The 18,799-nt window shown below is 73.6% G+C and carries 15 protein-coding genes and 1 pseudogene; 1 reads left to right on the forward strand and 15 read right to left on the reverse strand.

Annotation, left to right across the window (positions count from 1 at the left end; translation table 11 throughout):
• Window positions 1-78: 78 nt before the first annotated feature.
• The 12 genes from ACIP5K_RS33495 to ACIP5K_RS33550 form a co-directional block, all read right to left on the reverse strand.
• Entirely contained in the window at window positions 79-1,380 is a 1,302-nt protein-coding gene (locus ACIP5K_RS33495; protein ID WP_401415740.1) for a hypothetical protein, read from the reverse strand.
• Between the two features lie 52 nt (window positions 1,381-1,432).
• Window positions 1,433-2,503: a glutamate ABC transporter substrate-binding protein gene (locus ACIP5K_RS33500; RefSeq protein ID WP_401415743.1), complete on the reverse strand. Its 1,071-nt coding sequence runs from the start codon at window positions 2,501-2,503 to the stop codon at window positions 1,433-1,435.
• Between the two features lie 14 nt (window positions 2,504-2,517).
• Window positions 2,518-3,972, reverse strand: a complete 1,455-nt coding sequence (locus ACIP5K_RS33505; RefSeq protein WP_401415744.1) for a hypothetical protein — start codon at window positions 3,970-3,972, stop codon at window positions 2,518-2,520.
• Between the two features lie 539 nt (window positions 3,973-4,511).
• Window positions 4,512-5,480, reverse strand: a complete 969-nt coding sequence (locus ACIP5K_RS33510; RefSeq protein ID WP_401415746.1) for an N-acetylglucosamine kinase — start codon at window positions 5,478-5,480, stop codon at window positions 4,512-4,514.
• Entirely contained in the window at window positions 5,477-6,742 is a 1,266-nt protein-coding gene (locus ACIP5K_RS33515; RefSeq protein ID WP_401415748.1) for a 6-phospho-beta-glucosidase, read from the reverse strand. Before ACIP5K_RS33515 ends, ACIP5K_RS33510 begins: the two co-directional genes overlap by 4 nt.
• A gap of 33 nt (window positions 6,743-6,775) precedes the next feature.
• On the reverse strand, window positions 6,776-7,678 hold the full coding sequence (locus tag ACIP5K_RS33520; RefSeq protein WP_401415751.1) for a carbohydrate ABC transporter permease: 903 nt from the start codon (window positions 7,676-7,678) through the stop codon (window positions 6,776-6,778).
• Between the two features lie 4 nt (window positions 7,679-7,682).
• Entirely contained in the window at window positions 7,683-8,618 is a 936-nt protein-coding gene (locus ACIP5K_RS33525; RefSeq protein WP_401415753.1) for a carbohydrate ABC transporter permease, read from the reverse strand.
• Window positions 8,619-8,635: 17 nt separating this feature from the next.
• Window positions 8,636-9,973 (reverse strand): ABC transporter substrate-binding protein, encoded by a 1,338-nt coding sequence (locus ACIP5K_RS33530; RefSeq protein WP_401415756.1) that lies wholly within the window; start codon window positions 9,971-9,973, stop codon window positions 8,636-8,638.
• Between the two features lie 67 nt (window positions 9,974-10,040).
• Entirely contained in the window at window positions 10,041-11,207 is a 1,167-nt protein-coding gene (locus ACIP5K_RS33535; RefSeq protein WP_401415759.1) for an ROK family transcriptional regulator, read from the reverse strand.
• A 157-nt stretch (window positions 11,208-11,364) separates the two neighbouring features.
• Complete coding sequence (locus ACIP5K_RS33540; RefSeq protein WP_401415762.1) at window positions 11,365-12,153, reverse strand: hypothetical protein; 789 nt, start codon at window positions 12,151-12,153, stop codon at window positions 11,365-11,367.
• Window positions 12,154-12,230: 77 nt separating this feature from the next.
• Window positions 12,231-12,857 (reverse strand): RNA polymerase sigma factor, encoded by a 627-nt coding sequence (locus tag ACIP5K_RS33545; RefSeq protein WP_401415765.1) that lies wholly within the window; start codon window positions 12,855-12,857, stop codon window positions 12,231-12,233.
• Window positions 12,858-12,973: 116 nt separating this feature from the next.
• On the reverse strand, window positions 12,974-13,510 hold the full coding sequence (locus tag ACIP5K_RS33550; RefSeq protein ID WP_401415768.1) for an HNH endonuclease: 537 nt from the start codon (window positions 13,508-13,510) through the stop codon (window positions 12,974-12,976).
• A gap of 306 nt (window positions 13,511-13,816) precedes the next feature.
• Here ACIP5K_RS33550 and ACIP5K_RS33555 point away from each other — a divergent pair, with 306 nt between their 5' ends.
• Window positions 13,817-14,863, forward strand: a complete 1,047-nt coding sequence (locus ACIP5K_RS33555; RefSeq protein ID WP_401415771.1) for a mechanosensitive ion channel family protein — start codon at window positions 13,817-13,819, stop codon at window positions 14,861-14,863.
• Between the two features lie 3 nt (window positions 14,864-14,866).
• Here ACIP5K_RS33555 and ACIP5K_RS33560 read toward each other — a convergent pair whose 3' ends face one another.
• The 3 genes and pseudogenes from ACIP5K_RS33560 to ACIP5K_RS33570 all read right to left on the reverse strand — a co-directional run bounded on the left by ACIP5K_RS33560 (window position 14,867) and on the right by ACIP5K_RS33570 (window position 18,761).
• A complete protein-coding gene (locus ACIP5K_RS33560) occupies window positions 14,867-15,478 on the reverse strand; it encodes a hypothetical protein (protein WP_401415773.1) in 612 nt (203 codons plus the stop codon).
• A 34-nt stretch (window positions 15,479-15,512) separates the two neighbouring features.
• A pseudogene (locus ACIP5K_RS33565) lies at window positions 15,513-15,668 on the reverse strand (RNA polymerase subunit sigma-24); the annotation flags it as partial.
• 75 nt (window positions 15,669-15,743) lie between these two features.
• Entirely contained in the window at window positions 15,744-18,761 is a 3,018-nt protein-coding gene (locus ACIP5K_RS33570; RefSeq protein WP_401415776.1) for a beta-N-acetylglucosaminidase domain-containing protein, read from the reverse strand.
• Window positions 18,762-18,799: the final 38 nt, after the last annotated feature.

Consider the following 18,799-nt stretch of genomic DNA (forward strand, 5'->3'; position numbering starts at 1 on the left):
CGCAGTACAGCGCCCCGCCCATGTTCTCGTAGTGGCCCGCGCATCCGGGCCGCGTGCATCTCTGAGCCCCCGCCACGACTAGGACTCCCCCCTCTGGTCCGTGGGCGCGGCCAGCGCGTCCGCCGCCGCCCGTTGATACCGCAGCACCGCCGACTCCGCCGCCCGCAGATCGCACGGCGCGCTCCACAGCATGCGGCGGGCCGCGTCGTACCGCTCGACGAGCATCGGGTCCTCGGCGAGACCGAGCCGGGCCACCTTCGCCTTGTAGGCGTCGAGCCGGCCGCGCAGCTCCGCGCGGACGGCCAGCGGAGCGGTCACCGCCGTCAACGACTCACGGGCGCGCAGCAGTTCGTCCTCGGCCTTCGTCTCCAGCGACTCCAGGAGCGGGGAGAGCCGGTTCCACTGGCCGTGCCTGCGGTACTCGGCGGCCGTCGCCAGCTGTTCCTGGAGCGCGGTCGGCGGGCCCGACACGGCGGGCACCTCCGAGGCGGCGATCTTCGCCAGGACCTCGCCGCGCGCCGATCGCGCCTCGGCGAGGGTGCGGTCCGCGCGCGAGAGCACGTCCCGCAGCCGCCCGAGGCGCACCTCCGCGTCCTGCCGCACGGTGAGCACGGCGTCGATCTCGCGCCGCACCTCCTCGATGGCGCGCGCCTCACGGTCGTACGCCGTGGTGTCCGGGCGGCCGCCGCCGGGCGCCGAACTGCCCGGTGCCGGGCGCCAGTACGCCAGCGGGTCGGAGACCACCTCTTCGCGCAGCCGGGTCAGCACGGCGGTGATCCGCTCCAGGTCGTCACCGGCCGGGTGCTCGCCGGGGCGGACGCCGACGGAGTGCGCGAGCTGCCGGGTGCGGGCCAGCTCGGCCGCGAGCAGGTCTATCCGGGCGGGCAGCGCCGACCACACCGCGTCGGCGGCCACCACCATGTCCAGCGACGACGCGTACAGGTCGTTCATCCGCTGCACGACGGCGGCGAGCGTGAACTGCTCGGAGAGCTTCGCCGGGCCGGTGAGCGACGGCGACAGGCCGCCGGTGCTCGCGCCCTGGGCGACGGTGACGCTCTCGCCGCGCAGCAGGTCGGTCAGCGCCGTCAGATCGTCCCGGTTGGGCCAGCGGCGCTGGGCGCGGATCTCGCGGGCGGTGCGCAGGGCGCCCGCGTACGCGTCGAAGTACGCCCAGAGCAGCGTGATCGCCTGCTCGGCCGTCGACCAGCGCTCCCGGGTCGTCCCGGTCAGCTCGGCGCCTTCGAGCAGGCGCCGGCCCGCGTGGTCCTGGAGCGCGAGCAGCGAGGTCTCGATGGCCTCGTGCTCGGCGTCGAGACGGGCCAGGGCACGGTCCACGTCGTCGCGGTCCATCACCGGACCAGGGGGTCCCGCGACGCCCATCGATCACCTCTCGCTCTTCTCGGCCGCTGACTCGGCTGCGCTGTGCGTGCTGTCACTGGTACTTCGGTGCGGGCGGACCCGACGACGGGCCGAGGTCGGCGGCCAGCCACTTGTCGTACGACTTCTGCCAGCCGCTGCCCTTGCCGCCGCGGCGGTAGTCCTCCAGCACCTGGTTGACCCGGCGCACCAGGTCGTCGGAGCCCTTGCGCATGGCGACGCCGTAGTACTCGGTGGTGAACGGCTCGCCCTTCAGCTGCACCGTCGGGTCCTGCGCGGCCTGGCTCGCGGCGAGGGCGCCGTCGGTGACGACCGCGTCGACCTCGCCGAGCTGGAGCCGCACCAGGCAGTCCAGCTGGTTCGGCACGGTCGTGGTGATGTCGGTGCTGCGCGGGATGTCGTCCTGGTCCCGGCCGTCGCCCAGCGCGGTCTCCGCCGTGGAGCCCTTGGCGGTGCAGATCCGCTGGTGGGCCAGCGACTTGTCGTAGCCGGTGATGTCCGAGGCGCGCGGGGCGAGCACCTGCTGGCCGGTCTGGAAGTACGCGGTGGAGAACGCGACGTCGGCGAGCCGGTCGCAGCTGATGGTCATGGTGCGCACCACCATGTCGACCTGGCCGCTCTTGATCGCCGGGATGCGCTGGTTGGTGGGGATGGCGTGGAACCGGATCGCGTCGGGGTCGCCGAGGATCTCGCCGGCGATCTCGTGCGCGAGGTCGATGTCGAAGCCCTCAAGCTCGCTGGCCCTGTCGTCCTGCGACGCGGTCTTCTCCAGGCCCTTGTTGGGATCGCGGTAGCCCCAGCGGTAGCTGTTCTGGTCGACGCCGACCGACAGGTAGCCGCGCGCCTTGATGGCCTTCACGGCGTCGCCGTTCTGGTCGCCCTTCGGGTCGAGGCTGCGCTCCGGCTCGTGCCCCTTGCGGCCGGGGGCGCAGTCGTCGGCCCTGGCCTGCACGCCGTCGGCGACGCCGCCCGGCCCGACGCCCGTGCTGCCGTCGCCGCTCGCCGTGTGCGACAGGGGGAGCAGCACCGTGAACACCGCCACGAGGGCGCAGGCGACCGCCGCGGCCATCGCCGCCACGCCGCCCCAGCCGCGCAGACTCACCCTGCGTGCGTCGCGCTCGTCCATCTCCGCACCCCCTCTCACCGGTACTCCGAAAGCCTGCGTCCGATGCCCAGCACCGCGCCCGCCGCCGCGAGGACCGCGAGGACCGCCGCGCCGACCGACAGCCCGGTCATCGCGTCGCGGCCGCCGGAGGCGTCGGACGTGAACTGTGCCTGCTCGTGCACCAGTGCCCGGTCCAGGCTCTGGTCCACCAGATCGAAGCAGTCTCCCGTCGGTTTGTCGTCCTTCGAGCCGATGATCTTGTCGAGGGCGCCCTGATAATTACCGGAATCGTCCTGCTTGCGCGCGTCGGTGTGGCGGATCCGCCACTCCTTCATGCTGCTGTTCGCCTTCGTCACCGGTGCCACGGCGGCCGCGTCGCCCTCGGCGAGGTCGCCCGCCACCTTCAGCTTGGCCGCCAGGGTGCCCATCTGCTTCTGGAAGTCGACGTCGTACTTGTCCTTGACCTGGTCGCCCACGGTCACCGTCTCGGCGCCCCGGCTGACCAGCGTCAGGTTCTCGTTGCCCCGCGCCTTCAGGGAGGCGATGCTCGCGTCGTGCAGCACGTTCAGCGAACGGACGCCCTGGTCGTACGAGGTGTTGAGCCCGCTGCGCGCCACCGTGTGGCCCACCACCAGCCACAGCAGCACCACGGCCGACGCCGCCGTGGCCGCGAGCAGCCCGTGGTTGAACACCCGGTTCGTCAGGCGGTAGTTGCGGCGCTGCGCCCAGGCCAGGCCGGCGAGGGCGGCGACGCCGAGCGCGATCGCGATCCAGGGATACGGGGTCGCCGCGTCGTAGTCGTCGCGCAGCCGCTGGTTCTCCTTGGTGTACAGGTCCTCGGCGGCCGGGAGCATCTCGGTCTGCATCTTCTCGTTGGCGTACCGCAGGTAGGCGCCGCCCAGCGGGTAGCCCTGCCGGTTGTTGGCGCGGGCGCGCTCGATGAGGCCCTTGTACTCGGGCAGCAGCTTGTTGAGCTTCGCGATCGTGTCGGCCGAGGGGGTGCCCGGGTCGGTGCTGGCGGCGGCGGTGACGAGCTTGGCGGCGGCGGTGCGGATGTCCTGCTCGTAGCGGTCGCGGACGGCCGCCGTCTCCTGGCCGCCGGCGAGGAAGCCGCTGGACGCCGTGGTGTTGGCGTCCGCCAGGGAGCGGTAGATGTCGGCGGCGTCGGCGCTCAGCGGCTGGCTGGAGTGCAGCACGTCGTCCGCGGCGGCCGAGCGGTCCGTCATCTGCCAGGCCGTCGTGGCGCCGAACGCGATGACGAGCAGGGCGAGGACCGCGCCGATGATGCGCAGGCGGCCCGGTTCGGTGGTGGCCGCCGACTTCAGGCGTTCGATGCCCTCGGCCCAGGCCGTGCGGCGGGGCTCCGCCGGGGGTGGGGCCGTGGGTGCCGGTGGTGTGGTGCCGCGGGTCTGTTGCGGCGGGATCGTCGGCATCGTGGGCACGGCGCCGTGGCCCGGCGGCGCCGGGCTTCCGTTCGGCGGGTATGTCACTTCGACCCTCCCCCATGGTCGTGCGTCGGCGGTAAGTATCGCTGCCGCGACTGACATCCGCACAGGCATTGACTCGATCTTGTTTGCGAGCCCTGCATTTGAACACGTGCCGGGGGTGGGTTCGGTTCCCTTGCCGGGCGGGGGCGGGGTGGGGGCCGTCCTTTGCGGGGGGCCTCGCGGCGCTGGGGAGGGGGGTGTTCGGGTGCGGCGTCGTAGTGGCTGGGTGCGCAGTTCCCCGCGCCCCTGGGTTGTGTTTTGTGTGCGGGGTGGTGGTCGCTTCTCGCGCAGTTCCTCGCGCCCCTGGCGGGGCTTTTCGGGGGCGGGGTCGTGGTGGCTGGGCGCGCGGTTCCTCGCGCCCCTGGGTTGTGTTTCGTGTGCGGGGTGGTGGTCGCTTCTCGCGCAGTTCCTCGCGCCCCTGGCGGGGCTTTTCGGGGGCGGGGTTCCTCGTGCTCCTGGTGGGGCTGGGTGGGGGCCGGGGGCCTTCCCCGACAGGGGGTGAGGGGGGACTCAGGGGGCTGTCGGGGAAGGGGCGTGGGGGGCTACGGGGTGTAGTGGGCGCGCACGCGGGCGTGGATCGTGGGTGGGGCTCCCACCGTGTCCAGGCCCAGGAGCGCCGCGCCGAGGACCGGGCGTTCCGAGACGACGCGGGGTTCGGCCTTCGGGGCGCGGGCGGCCAGCGACTCGCGGATGCGGTCGTCCAGTTGCGGGTGGCGTGCGGCCAGCACGCTGCCGCCGAGCAGGACGGGCACCTCCTCCGTGAGCAGGTCGAGCCGGCGCAGCGCCACCGTGGACATGGCCACGACCTCCTCGGCCATCCGGTCCACCAGGCTCCGGGCCACCGGGTCCCCGGCCGCCGCGGTGGCGAACAGCACCGGCGTGCACTCGTGCCGCCGCTGCGCGGGGATCCGCCCCAGGTGCAGCGCCTCTATCAGCGCGTACATGGAGCCGAGCCCGAAGTGCGCCGGAAGGTCCGCCCTCAGGGCCGTCGGGTCGCCGCGTCCGTCCTCGGCGCGGGCCGCGAACCACAGGGCCTCGTCGGCCAGGCCCCCGCCGCCGCCCCAGTCACCGGAGATCTTGCCGATGGCGGGGAACCGGGCGGTGCGGCCGTCGGGCAGCATGCCCGCGCAGTTGACGCCGGCGCCGCAGACGACGGCGACGCCGCGCGGCTCGGCGTCCTCCAGGAGGCCGGCCCGCAGCACGGCGAAGGTGTCGTTGCGGACGTCCACGCTGGACGACCAGCCCCGCGCCCGCAGCGCGGCGGCCAGCTCCCGCTCCTCCACCGGGAGGTCGGCGTTGGCCAGGCAGGCGGACACGTGGTCCACCGTGCCGAGCCCCGCCTCGGCGAGCGCCCGGCCGACCGCGTCCGCGAGCACGTCCACGGCGGCCTCGACACCCACCCGGGGCGGCTGGAACCCGCCGCCACGGGCCGTCCCGACGACCTGGCCGTCGGCCGCGACCACCGCGACGTCGGTCTTGCTGTTCCCCGCGTCCACGGCAAGGACGGTCATGCCCACGCGAGGTGCTCCCGGTTGTGCGCGATCAGCTGGTCGGTGAGCCGGTCCGCCCGGTCGAGCTGGCCGATCAGGGGGTGCGCGAGCAGCGCCTTGAAGACGCGGTCGCGGCCGCCGCGCAGCGCGGCTTCGAGGGCCAGGTCCTCGTACGCGGTGACGTGCGCGATGAGGCCCGCGTACAGCGGGTCCAGCTCCGGCACCGGCAGCGGGCGGGCACCCTTGCCGTCGACGGCGGCCTGCACCTCGATGACGGCGTCGTCGGGCAGGAAGGGCAGCGTGCCGTTGTTGTACGTGTTCACCACCTGGTGCGGCGAGCCCCCGCCGCCGAGCAGCGACGCGGCGAGGTCCACGGCGGCCTCGCTGTAGAAGGCGCCGCCGCGCTTGGCGAGCAGCTCCGGCTTCTCGTCGAGCGCCGGGTCGCCGTACATCCGCAGGAGGTCGCGCTCCATCTCGGCGACCTGGGAGGCCCGCGACGGCTTGGTGCGCAGCTCCTCGACGACCGCGTCGTGCTGGTAGTAGTAGCGCAGGTAGTACGAGGGCACGACGCCGAGCCGGTCGACGACCGAGCGCGGCATGTGCAGGTCCTCGGCGACCGCGTCCCCGTGCTCCGCCAGCAGCCGCGGCAGCACGTTCTCCCCCTCCGGGCCGCCCAGGCGCACGCCCAGCTCCCAGGTGAGGTGGTTGAGGCCGACGTGGTCCAGGTGGACCTGCGAGGGCGTCACGTCGAGCAGCTTGGCGAACTTGCGCTGGAAGCCGATCGCCACGTTGCACAGGCCGACGGCCCGGTGCCCGGCCTGGAGCAGGGCCCGGGTCACGATGCCCACCGGGTTGGTGAAGTCGATGATCCAGGCGTCCGGGTTGGCGCGGCGCACCCGCTCGGCGATGTCGAGCACGACGGGGACCGTGCGCAGCGCCTTGGCGAGGCCGCCGGCGCCGGTGGTCTCCTGGCCGACGCAGCCGCAGTCCAGCGGCCAGGTCTCGTCCTGGTTGCGGGCGGCCTGGCCGCCGACGCGCAGCTGGAGCAGGACCGCGTCGGCGCCCGCGACGCCCGCGTCCACGTCGCTCGTGGTGCGGATGACGCCGGGGTGGCCCTGCTTGGCGAAGATGCGGCGGGCGAGACCGCCGACCAGCTCCAGGCGGTCCGCGGCCGGGTCGACCAGGACCAGTTCCTCGATGGGCAGGGTGTCCCTCAACCGGGCGAAGCCGTCGATGAGTTCGGGGGTGTAGGTCGACCCTCCGCCGACCACTGCGAGCTTCATATCCGAATTCCGTCCTGAGCTCCGGGGAGCCCTTTAGCCCTTGACACCGGTGAGGGTGACGCCTTCCACGAAGGCTTTCTGTGCGAAGAAGAAGACGATGCAGACCGGCGCCATCACCAGGAGCGTCGCGGCCATCGTCAGGTTCCAGTTGACGCTGTGTGCGGACTTGAACGATTCGAGACCGTAACTCAGCGTCCAGGAGGCCGGGTTCTGGGCCGCGTAGATCTGCGGCCCGAAGTAGTCGTTCCAGCAGTAGAAGAACTGGAACAGCGCGATCGCGGCGATGCCCGGCTTGGCCATCGGCACCACGATCTTGAGCAGGGTGCGCAGCTCGCCGCAGCCGTCGACCCTCGCCGACTCGATGTATTCCTTGGGGATCGTCAGCAGGAACTGGCGCAGCAGGAAGATCGAGTACGCGTCGCCGAACGCCATCGGGATGATCAGCGGCCACAGCGTGCCGGAGAGGTGGAACTGCTGCGCCCACACCAGGTACATCGGGATCACGATGACCTGCGGGGGCAGCATCATCGTCGAGATGACGAGGATCATCGCCGTGCGCCGCCCGCGGAAGCGGAACTTGGCGAGCGCGTAGGCCACGGGGATCGCCGAGCACACCGTGAAGAGGGTGCCCACGACCGCGTAGAAGATCGAGTTCCGCCACCAGTCGAGGAACCCGTCGGTCTCGAAGACCGTCCGGTAGTTCTCCCAGTGCCAGGAGTCGGGCCACAGGTCGCCGCTCATCGCCTGGTCGTCGGCCATCACGGAGGTGAGGAAGACGAAGACGAAGGGGAGGACGAACAGCAGCGCGACGGCGATCGCGACGCTGTGCACGGCGATCCAGTTCAGGATCTCCTTGCGGCGCGGCCGGCCGGGTGCGGCCTCGCCGGTGGTGCCGGCGGTGGCGCCCGCCGCCGGACGCAGGGTGGTGGTGGTCATGGGATCAGTCCTCCGCCGAGAGCAGGCCCGAGCGCTTGCGCATGAGCAGCATGGTCACGGCCATCGCGATGACGAACAGGACGAGCGAGAGCACGCACGCGGCGCCGGTGTTGAAGTTCTGGAAGCCCATCGAGTAGACGAGCTGGGGGACCGTGAGGGTCGAGTGGTCCGGGTAGCCGGGCTGGATGACCGAACCGGGGCCGATGGAGACACCGGAGGCGATCTTCCCGGCGACCAGGGCCTGGGTGTAGTACTGCATCGTCTGCACGACACCGGTCACGACCGCGAACATCACGATCGGCGTGATGGACGGCCAGGTCACGTACCGGAACTTGGCGAAGGCGCCCGCGCCGTCGAGCTCGGCCGCCTCGTACTGCTCCTTCGGCACGTCGAGCAGCGCCGCCATGAAGATGACCATGAGGTCGCCGATGCCCCACAGGGAGAGCAGGACCAGGGACGGCTTGGCCCACGTGGGGTCGTTGAACCAGTTCGGGCCCTCGATGCCGAGCTTGCCCAGCACCTCGTTGACCGGTCCGGTCGCCGGGTTGAGCAGGAAGACGAAGGCGACGGTGGCGGCCACCGGCGGGGCCAGGTACGGCAGGTAGAAGGCGGTCCGGAAGAAGCCGACACCGCTCTTGATCTTCGTGACGAGCAGGCCGAGCGAGAGCCCGAAGACCACCCGCAGCGCCACCATGACCACGACCAGCCACAGCGTGTTCCACAGGGCCGGGCCGAACAGCGGCATGTCCTGGAACACGTACTTCCAGTTCCGCAGCCCCACGAAGGTGGGCGCCTTGATCTGGTTGTAGTGCATGAACGAGAAGTAGACGGTGGCCAGCAGCGGGTAGGCGAAGAAGACGCTGAACCCGATCAGCCAGGGGGACAGGAAGCCCAGGGTGCGCAGTCTGCGCCGGGTGGGCCGGGAGAGTGTGAGTGCCATGGTGCGGTCTCCGCCCCTCAGTTCTGCGATTGCAGCGTGTCGGCGTCGATGAGCTTGTCGAGGCGCTTGAGTCCCGACCTCAGGTTCGGCACCTTCCCCGCCTCCTGCGTGTACGAGAAGTCCTGGAGCTGCACGACGTACATGCCGCCGTTGGTCGAGGGGGGCAGCACCTGGCTGTACTTGTTCTTCGCGATGTCCAGGAAGGTGCGGAACGTCGGGTCGGCGTCCAGGTCCGGCGACGTGAGGGCCGCCTTCGTGGAGGGCACGTTGTGGATCGCGTTCGCGAACTTCACGACCTGGCCGGTGTCCGCGGTCAGGAACCGCAGCAGCTCCCAGGCGGCGTTCTGGTGCTTGCTGCTGTGCGCGATGCCGGCGACGGTGCCGGTGAGGTAGCCGCGCCCGTACTTCTCCACCTGGTCGTCGGGGACCGGCAGCGGCGCCACGCCCCAGTCGAACTTCGCCTTGTCGTCGTGGAGCATCAGGCCGCGCCACTCACCGTCGAGGTGCATGGCGACCTTGCCGCTCAGGAAGGCGTTCTGGTTCGACATCTCGTCGCCGAAGGAGGTGCGGAACCGCTCCAGCGGGCCGTAGCCGCCCTGCGCGTCCATCAGCTTCTTCGTGGTGTCGAAGAACGCGTACGACGCGGGGTCCTTCGCCAGCCGGGACTTCCCGGCCCGGTCGAAGTAGGTCGGCCCCCACTGGGCGAGCAGCCGGTCCGGGCTGTTCTGGTAGAAGCGGAAGTTCGGCATGAAGCCGGCCCGCTCGTAGGAGTCGCCCTTGCGCTTCGTCAGCTTCTTGGAGTCGGCGATCAGCTCGGACATCGTCCTCGGCGGGTGCGCGATGCCCGCCTCCTTGAAGGCGTCCTTGTTGTAGTACATGCCGAAGGCGTCGGCGAGCAGCGGCAGCGCGCACTGGTTGCCGCGGTAACTGGTGTAGTCGAGGAGGGACTTCGGGAAGGTCTTCGCCTTGTCGAGCCCGGTCTTCTTCATGAACGGGTCGAGGTCGACCCACATGCCGGAGTCGCAGTACTGCCCGACGTTGTTCGTGGTGAAGGAGGAGACGACGTCGGGGGCCTCGTCGCCGCCCGCCCGCAGGGCCTGGTTGATGGTGGCGTCGGAGACGTTGCCGGTGGACTGCACATGGATGTTCGGGTGGAGCTTCTCGAAGCGGGCGATCGAGTCGTTGATCGCCTTCACCTCGCCGGACGCCGACCAGCCGTGCCAGAACTTGATGGTGACGGGCTTGGTCGGATCGTCGGCGGCGCTCCCGGTACTGGGATTGGCGCAGCCGGCGAGCAGCAGTCCGGCCGCGGCGAGCACCACGGGTGCGCGCAGGGGTATGCGCCATCGCGGCATGGCGAACGTCCTTTACGTGGGTGGGACGGGGGGTGAGGTGGGGGAGGGGCGGTGCGGGGTACGGGGATCAGGCGCCGCTGGTGTCGAAGACGGCGTCGCGGGCCTGGGTGAGGGCGGTGCGCAGGGCACCGGTGAGGATGGGATCCCCGGCCAGCTCGCTGATGCGCAACTGCGGCCGGGGCAGGGCGAGTCCGGTCAGCTCCCGCTCCACGCGCTCGCGCAGCGGGTCGCCGCCCGCCTGGGCGACGGTGCCGGACAGCACGACGAGTTCGGGGTCGACGACGGCGACGACCGCGGCGAGGCCGGTGGCGATCCGCCGGGCCACCTCGTCGAGGACCTCGACGTCCGCGAGGGCCTCGGCCAGGTCCTCGACGCCGCCCGCGAGCCGGCGGATCGCGGGCGCCGCCACCAGGGACTGGAAGCCGCCCCCGGCGTCGTTGCGGGCGTGCACGACGTCGCCGCCGCGGGCCAGCGGGGCGCCGGGCAGCGGCATGTAGCCGATCTCGCCGGCGCCGCCGGTCGCGCCGCGCAGCAGGACGCCGCCGAGCACGATCGCGGCGCCGACGCCCTCGTCGACGTAGGCGAGGACGAAGTCGTCGTGGTCCTGGGCCGCGCCCTCGTACTGCTCGGCCAGGGCCGCGAGGTTGACGTCGTTCTCGATGACGACCGGGGTGCCCAGCACCTCGGCCAGCTCGGCGCGCAGGGTCCGCGAGTGCCAGCCGGGCAGGTGCGGGGCGTAGCGCAGCTGGCCGGTGTGCGGGTCGATGGCGCCCGGGGTGCCGATGACGGTGGCGGTCAGGTCGTCGTGGCCGAGCCCGGCCCGCTCCAGGGCGCCGTCCACCGCCTCGCTGACGAGCTGCGCGGTGCGGTGGCGCACGTCCTCCGCGACGGCGACGGCCTCGATCCGGAAGCGGCCGCGCTCGGCGCCGGTGACGTCGGCGACGACCGCGGTGATGCCGGTCGGGTCGGCGGACAGGGCGGCGACGTGCGCGGCGTCCGGGTCGATCTCGTAGAGCACGGCGTTGGGCCCGGGACGGCCGCTCTGGCTGCCGGTGGTGCGCACCAGGCCCGCGGCTTCGAGCCGGCCGAGGATCTGCGAGGTCGTCGGCTTCGAGAGGCCGGTGAGTTCGCCGATCCGGGTCCGGGTGAGCGGCCCGTGGGCGACGAGGAGATCCAGTGCGGAACGGTCGTTCATCGCACGCAGCACGCTCGGGGTGCCCGGGGTAGCGGCCATGTCGTGCTGCCTCCTCGCGGTGTCGCCATCGACTGTTAGGAAAGTTTCCTATTGGGTGCGAGGAACGTAAGACGCAGGTGAAGGGGGCGTCAAGAGATGACGCCCCCTGGTTGGCCAACTCGTTACCTCCCGGCCGCCCGCGGGCCGCCGGGACGGCTCACTGGAACACGGGGTCCTTCAGCTGGCTGTAGATCTCCTTGCCCGAGGCGTCGTAGGCGTGCAGGTGGGGGTCCGGTCCGGCGTAGGTGCGCTTCGTCGGGGCGTCGGGGGTGAGGCCCGCCGCGTAGAAGAACGCGCCGCCCGACATGAGGACCGGGTACTCCCGGGCCTTCTCGCCGTAGCTGACGGTGATCTTGGCGACGTCGGAGGCGTAGTGGCCGGCGCCCGTCAGCAGGAACCTCGTCGGGTCCACGCGCTCGCGCGCCGAGTCGAAGTACTCGATGCGGCGATCGGTGCTCCACAGACGGTCGTTGATGAAGGTGGCCGGGTGGCTCGTGCTGCTGCCCCGGTCGCCCCGCGTCTGGCACTGCGCGTACGCGCCCGCGGAGTCGACGGCGACGACCACGCCGTCCACGTCGGCCGACCGGACGGACGTGCGCACCGCGAGGACGGAGTGGAACCGTGCCGCGTCCGCCCCCAGGCACGAGGAGAGGATCTTCGCGACGGACCCGGCCGGGATCGGCGTCGTCGTCGCCGCGTCGATGGTGTACCCCTTCGGGTCGGCCGGCGCGGACTCGCGGGCCGAGGCCGAGGCCGAGGGTGACGGCGCCGCAGCGCTCGCGCTGCCGAGCGGGCGGCCGGCCACGCCGGACTTCGCCTCGCCGGTGCCGCCGAGGACCGCCACGGCCGTGACGCTCACCACCGTCACCCCGGTGGCCACGGCGAGCGGCACGCCCCACCTGCGTCTCGCCGACGGGACCCGCTCGTGGTCGGGATCGATCTTCATCAACAACTCCTCTCGCATCCGCCGGTGGTTCGGCAGATCGCGATCGGAAGGGGCCGCCGGAACGCCCTGCTCATCACTCATCGTGCGGCCTCCTTCTCCTGGACGGGATGCGAGGAACGGAACGGCGCCCGCGCGACGGCGCCCTCGGTCAGATCGGTGCCCAGCCGGCGCCGTGCCCGGTGCAGCCGGGACTTCACGGTGCCGACCGCCACGTTCAGCGCGGTCGCGGCCGCCTGCTGGTCGAGACCCGACCAGACGCACAGCTCGACGACCTCGCGCTCGTGCCGCGGCAGCCGGGCCAGCGCCCGGTGGATCTCCGACATGCGGCGCTCGTCGTCGACCCGCACGGCGACCCGGTCGGCGTGGTCCACCACCGGCTCGTCGTGCGAGATCAGCCGGTGCAGCAGCGCCTCGGCGCGTCTCAGCCGCCGCCGGGTGTTCGACAGCAGGCGGTCGGCGATGCCCAGCAGCCACGGCAGCGCCGAGTCGCGGTCGAGCACCGTCTCCGTCCGCCGCCGCCAGGCGTGCAGGAAGACCGTCGACGTCAGGTCCTCCGCCTCGGACCAGTCGGCCGTCCGGCGGAAGAGGTAGTTGTAGACGGCCTTCCCGTGCCGGTCGAAGATCCGCCCGAATGCCTCGCGGTCGCCGTCGACGGCGCGCGCCCACAGCTCCCGGTCGGACTGGCCGGCGTCGTTCAGTTCCATGCTCTCTACGTGTCCGGCACCCGGACGAAGGTTCCCGGGAACGTCTGTTTGATCTGGCGGACGTTCCCGGGACGCCGGCGACCGGCCCCCCCACAGACGGAAGCCCGGATCGACGGTCAGGCGGATACGCCTTCGATCCGGGCCAGGGCCTCGTCCGCGCCGAACGGCTGCAAGTACGGCAGCCAGCGCGGATCCCGATGCCCGGTGCCGATGATCCGCCAGGCCAGGCCGGTGGGCGGTGCGGGTTTGTGGCGCAGGCGCCAGCCGATCTCCACCAGATGACGGTCGGCCTTCGTGTGGTTGCAGCGGCGGCACGACGCCACCACGTTGTCCCAGACGTGCTGGCCCCCGCGGCTGCGCGGAATGACGTGGTCGACGCTGGTTGCGACGCCACCGCAGTACATGCACCGGCCGCCGTCACGGGCGAACAGCGCACGCCGGGTCAGAGGAACGGGGCCCCGGTAGGGGACCCGGACGAACCGCTTGAGCCGGACCACGCTGGGTGCGGGGACGGTGCGTGTCGCACTGTGCAGGAAGGCGCCGGACTCCTCTAGGCACGTGGCCTTGTTCTCCAGGACGAGGACGAGCGCGCGGCGGAGCGGTACGACGCCGAGGGGCTCGTACGACGCGTTGAGGACCAGGACATGCGGCACGGAATGCCTCCTTGTACGCCGGCGGCGCGTGGCTCGCGCCGGGACGATCTGGTGTCAGTCTCCCCTCATCGCTGGTCGCGGCGCCACCATGTCCGCGTAACGGGCTTGAAGTGTTTTCGACCACATCGCCCGCTCCTCGGACCCCTCACCGGCGCGGATACGGGCGGCCGCCGGTGAGCACCGTCTCTTCGCCGGGCATCGCGCCGATCGGCCCGCGCTGCCCCGTTAGTGTGGTGGGCCTGCCCGCTCCTGTCCCCGAGTCGTGCCGCCCGCGGCGGGCAGAGGCAACGCCTGGAGGTACCTGCCGTGATCTTGTCCGTTCTGTCGGCCGCGAACGACACGGGCAGCCAGCAGCCCACGTTCGAGGACGCCCAGGACCAGGCCGGCCAGGCCGCCAGCTGGGTGGAGGAGAACTGGTCCGCGTGGCTCGGCATCGGCCTGCGGGTCCTGCTGATCGTCGTCATAGCCGCCGTGCTGCGGGTCGTGATCCGGCGGGCCATCACCAAGCTCATCGAGCGCATGAACCGCACGGTGCAGGCCGTGGACGGCACCGCCTTCGGCGGCCTGCTGGTCAACGTGGAGCGGCGCCGGCAGCGCTCGCACGCCATCGGCAGCGTGCTGCGCTCCGTCGCGTCCTTCGTGATCCTCGGCACGGCCGCGCTGATGATCCTCAGCACCTTCGCCATCAACCTGGCGCCGCTGCTCGCCTCGGCCGGGGTCGCCGGTGTCGCCATCGGTTTCGGCGCCCGCAACCTCGTCACCGACTTCCTCTCCGGCGTCTTCATGATCCTGGAGGACCAGTACGGGGTCGGGGACACCATCGACGCCGGAGTCGCCTCGGGCGAGGTCATAGAGGTCGGCCTGCGCGTGACCAAACTGCGCGGCGCCGAGGGCGAGATCTGGTACGTGCGCAACGGCGAGGTCAAGCGGATAGGCAACCTCTCGCAGGGCTGGGCCACCGCAGGCGTCGACGTCACGGTCCGCGCCGACGAGGACCTCGACCGGGTGCGGACCGTGCTCTCCGAGGTCGGCGAGGCCATGAGCAAGGCCGAGCCGTGGAACGAGATGCTGTGGGGCCCGGTGGAGGTCCTCGGCCTCGACAGCATGCTCCTGGACTCGATGGTGGTCCGGGTCTCCGCCAAGACCATGCCCGGCAAGTCCCTGACCGTCGAGCGCGAGCTGCGCTGGCGCGTCAAGCGGGCCTTCGACGAGGCGGGCATCCGCATCGTGGGCGGCATCCCGATCGCCTCGGAGGAGACGGCCGCCGACCCGACGGCCGGCATGGCCGCGCCGTCGGCGTACGCCTCGACGACCTCCCCGCAGTCCCTCGCCGCCTCCCCGCTCCAGAAGTAGGCCCTAGCCCCGCTCGCCGCGCGCCCCCACACACGCGCACAGCGCGGCGCCCACCCCGAACGCGGCCAGGGCCACCGCCCACGCCCCGCGCTGCGGGCCCGGCTGCATCGACCAGGTCAGCACCGTCGCGCCGTGCAGACCCGGATCGGCGTACGACAGATAGACGACGCCGAGGTACAGCAGCGTCGGCAGCCAGCTCAGGCGGGCGCCGACGAGCACCACGGCGACGGCCGTGAGGCCGGTGGCGCCGAGCGTGTTGCGGACCATGGCCGCCGCGCCGAACTCCCGCGCGTGCCCGGGGACGGCGAGCGCCAGGACGGCGGCGGCGAGCGCGGTCAGCGCGAGCAGATGGGCCAGCCGCGTCGGCCACCAGCGGCGCACCGCGGTGCGGTCCAGCTCGCGGGCGTGCTCGTGGGTGCTCACCCCGATCACGGCCGACGCCAGGAGCGGCGCCAGGGAGAGCAGCGGGACGCGCTGGTGCGGGTCCAGATGGACGTCGGGCCGGGTCGCCGCCCACAGGGTGAGCAGCGCCGTGCCGGCGAGGGCGGCCACCGTCGCGGGCAGCGCCCGGGAGCGGGCGTACAGGACGACGGGGCGCGGGGCGGCGGCGGTCACAGCGACGGCACCTCGCTCGCGGTGCGGCCGCAGCGCTCTCCGGATCGGCGCAGCGGCGGCTCGGCCGGGCGTGCAGCCAGCCCGCGTGCCGGTCGTAGAGCACGGCGAGCGCGTCGGCGTCGCCCCGCGCGACGGCCCGCAGCAGCGCCCGGTCGTCTCGGTCGGCCCCCATGGGGCGGAACAGTCTCACACCCCGTCTATCGACCGGCCCGCGGCGAGCGGTTCACGGCCGGAGCACGCCGAACGGCCCGCGAGGGGACCGGAGTCAGTCGCGCGGCCGGGCCCGCGCGTCCGCCCCCGGGTCCGCCACCGCGTAGGCCCGCACCGTCCACAGCGAGATCCCGTACCGCGTCGCCCGTCCGTCCCCCACGACGCGGACGAAGCGGGTGTCCCGGGCGTCCATCCGCACCGTCTCGCGGCCGCCCCGGCCGTCCCGCACCGTCGCCGCCGTGTGCCAGGCGCGGCCGTCGGCGGAGGTCAGGACGCGGTAGCGGGAGGGGTACGCGTCCTGCCAGCGCAGGACCACCCGGCCCAGCCGGACCGGCCCGGTGAACTCGGCCTGCCACCACTGGCCGTCCCGCGCCGGGGACGACCAGCGGGTGCGGGCGCGGCCGTCGGCGGCGTTCCGCGCCGGGAAGGCGCCGGTCTCGTCCGCCGAGGACGACGCGGTGGCGGTGCGGGCCAGGTCCGGGCCCGCGGTGCGCGGGTAGGCGCGGACCGTCACCGTGCGGGTCGCGCCGCCGAAGGAGACCGGCACCGCGTACACCCCGGCCGGGGTGCCCCGCGCGACGGTGATCTCCACGGGCACGTCCACCGCGGTGCCGCGCGGCAGCCCGGTCTCCTCCGGGGTCGCGGCCCCGATGCCGTGCGGGGCCCGCGCCGTCACCCGGCCCGCGATGCCCGCGGGGCGCCGCGCGGTCAGGTGCGCCGTCACCCGCCGCGGGCCGCCGCCGATCTCCGCGTCGGCCTCGGAGCGGGCCAGCGAGAGGGCGGCGGGCGGGGTGTCCGCGTACCAGGGGACGACGTGGTCGACGGCGCCCGCGGGCGCGCCCGCGACCCGGACCGCGTCCGCCCGGGTGCCGCCGGCGCCGAGTTCGGTGAAGCCGCCGTCCGCGAGCGCGCCGAGCCGCTGCCAGCCCGCGCCGGGGACGTGCGCCTCGACCGTGCCCCGGGCGCCGGGCGCGCTCAGCACGGTGACCGTGGACAGGGCCCGGACGCGCGGGAGTCGGGCCTCGGGGCCCGCCGCCGCGTCCGGCCCCGAGGTCCCCGACCAGGCCGCGAACGCCGCCCGGGCCCTCGTCAGGAACGGGGCCAGCACCCCCGCGCCGACCGTGACGCGGCGCGCGGCGAGTGCGCCCCGCAGCCGCTCAACGCGGCGGGCCGCCGCCCAGGCCGCCGGGCCGTCGCCGCGCGCCGTCGCCTCCAGCATGTCGACGGCGGCCTCGCCCGCCCGGCCGTAGCCGCCCAGCGTGTCGCTCCAGGGGCGCACCTCGGCGGCGAGAGCCGTGCCGGCCAGCCCCTGCGGGACGGCGCGCATCGCCGCGAAGGCGTCGCGCAGCGCGCGGGCCGCCCGGGCGCGTGCGGGATCCGGCGCCGTGCGGGACCGCCAGAACGCGGCGACCAGCGGCCGCAGATACGCCGATTCGCGCGCGCCGAGGACCGAGGAGGCGTCGTTGGCGGCCAGCGCCGCCAGGGCCGCGCGGGCCCGCGGGGCGCCGCCCGCGAGGTCGTCGATCGCCGCCCTCCAGGACTCTCCGGGCCGGTAGCCGCGCGGGTTCCACGCGTAGTCCGCCGCCGTGAACAGGGCGACGCGGGAGGCGGCGGGCCGCTCCATCGCGTTGGCGAGCAGTGCGGCCGAGCCGGTGGCCACCGCGGGGTCGCGGCCGGTGTAGGGGCCGAGGAGGAGGCGGTCCTGCGCGTAGTCGTTGACCGGGTAGTTGTCCATGGTGAGCAGCGGGTGCGTGGCCCCGGACGAGCCGAACGCCCGCCGCGCGGCGGCCAGTTCGCCGCCCGTGATGGTGCGCGGCACGACCCCCACCCCGGTCCACGCGACCTGCACCGCGTCGTCGAGCCCGCGCGCCAGCGCCGCGCGGTACCGCGTGGCGCCGTCCTGGTAGTACTCGGTCGGCATCAGGGACAGCGGCTCGGCGTCCGGGTGGCGCTCCGCGAGGTGCCCGGCCACCGCGTTCGCCACCCGCGCCTGCGCCCCGGCCGCCGCCCCCGGCCCCGAGCCGAACTCCCGGGCGTCCGCGGCGCAGTGCCACTCGCTGTAGGACACGTCCTGGAACTGGAGCTGGAAGGCGCGCACGCCGAGCGCCCACATCGCGTCCAGCTTGCGGTCGAGCGCCGCGAGGTCGGCGGCCGACGTCAGGCACATCGCCTGCCCGGGGGCCACGGCCCAGCCGAGCGTGACGTGGTCGGCGCGGGCCCGCGCCGCCAGTGCGCGGAACTCCGCGCGCCGCGCCGCCGGGTAGGGCTCGCGCCAGCGCGCCTGCCGGTACGGGTCGTCGCCGGGCGCGTAGAGATAGCGGTTCTGCTTGGTGCGGCCCATGAAGTCCAGCTGCGCCAGACGCTGTTCGGGCGTCCACGGGGTGCCGTAGAAACCCTCCGTCAGTCCGCGTACCGGCGTCTCCGGCCAGTCGCGTACGACAACTCCCGCGATCTGGCGCCCTCCGGTGAGCTGCCGCAGGGTCTGCACCCCGTGGAACAGTCCGTCGGCGCCGACGCCTTCGAGCGCGACCGTCGGCCGCCCGGCGACGGACCCCACGGCGAGCCGGTAGCCGCCCGCGGGCAGCCCGCCGCGGGCCGTGGCGCCCAGGCCGCGCAGGGCCGCGTCCGGTGAACCGGCGCGCGGGCCCGGGACGGTGAGCCGGTGACCGGCCGCGCCCGCCGGGAGCCCGGGGGCCGCCGACCCGGCCAAGACGACGAGCCGGGGGCCGGACGGCACCGCGGCCCCGCCGGTCACCTCGCGGACCTCCCGCGCGCCCGCCCCGCCCAGCAGCGTGCGCAGCGCGTCCACCGCGTACCGGTCGGTGCCCGGCGGGACGACCAGGGCCACGCCGCCGGGGGTGTGGGGCACGGCCACCCCCGGCCCGGCGGTCCGCATCCACCGGGGCCGCGGCCACACCGGCGGCGGCGCCGGTGCGGCCGACCGGGTCCCGGCCGCGCCGCCCGGCCCCGGCGGGGCGGCGGTCGCGCCGGCCGCGCCGCCCGCGCCGCCCAGGGTCCCCGCGACGACCGCGACCGCGACGGCCGCCGCCGTCGCCTTGCGCCGGAGCTGCACGGCTCACTCCTCTTGTTCCGCTTGCGCCTGTCCCGCGG

This window comes from Streptomyces sp. NPDC088785 (genome assembly GCF_044750685.1).
Lineage (GTDB): Bacteria > Actinomycetota > Actinomycetes > Streptomycetales > Streptomycetaceae > Streptomyces.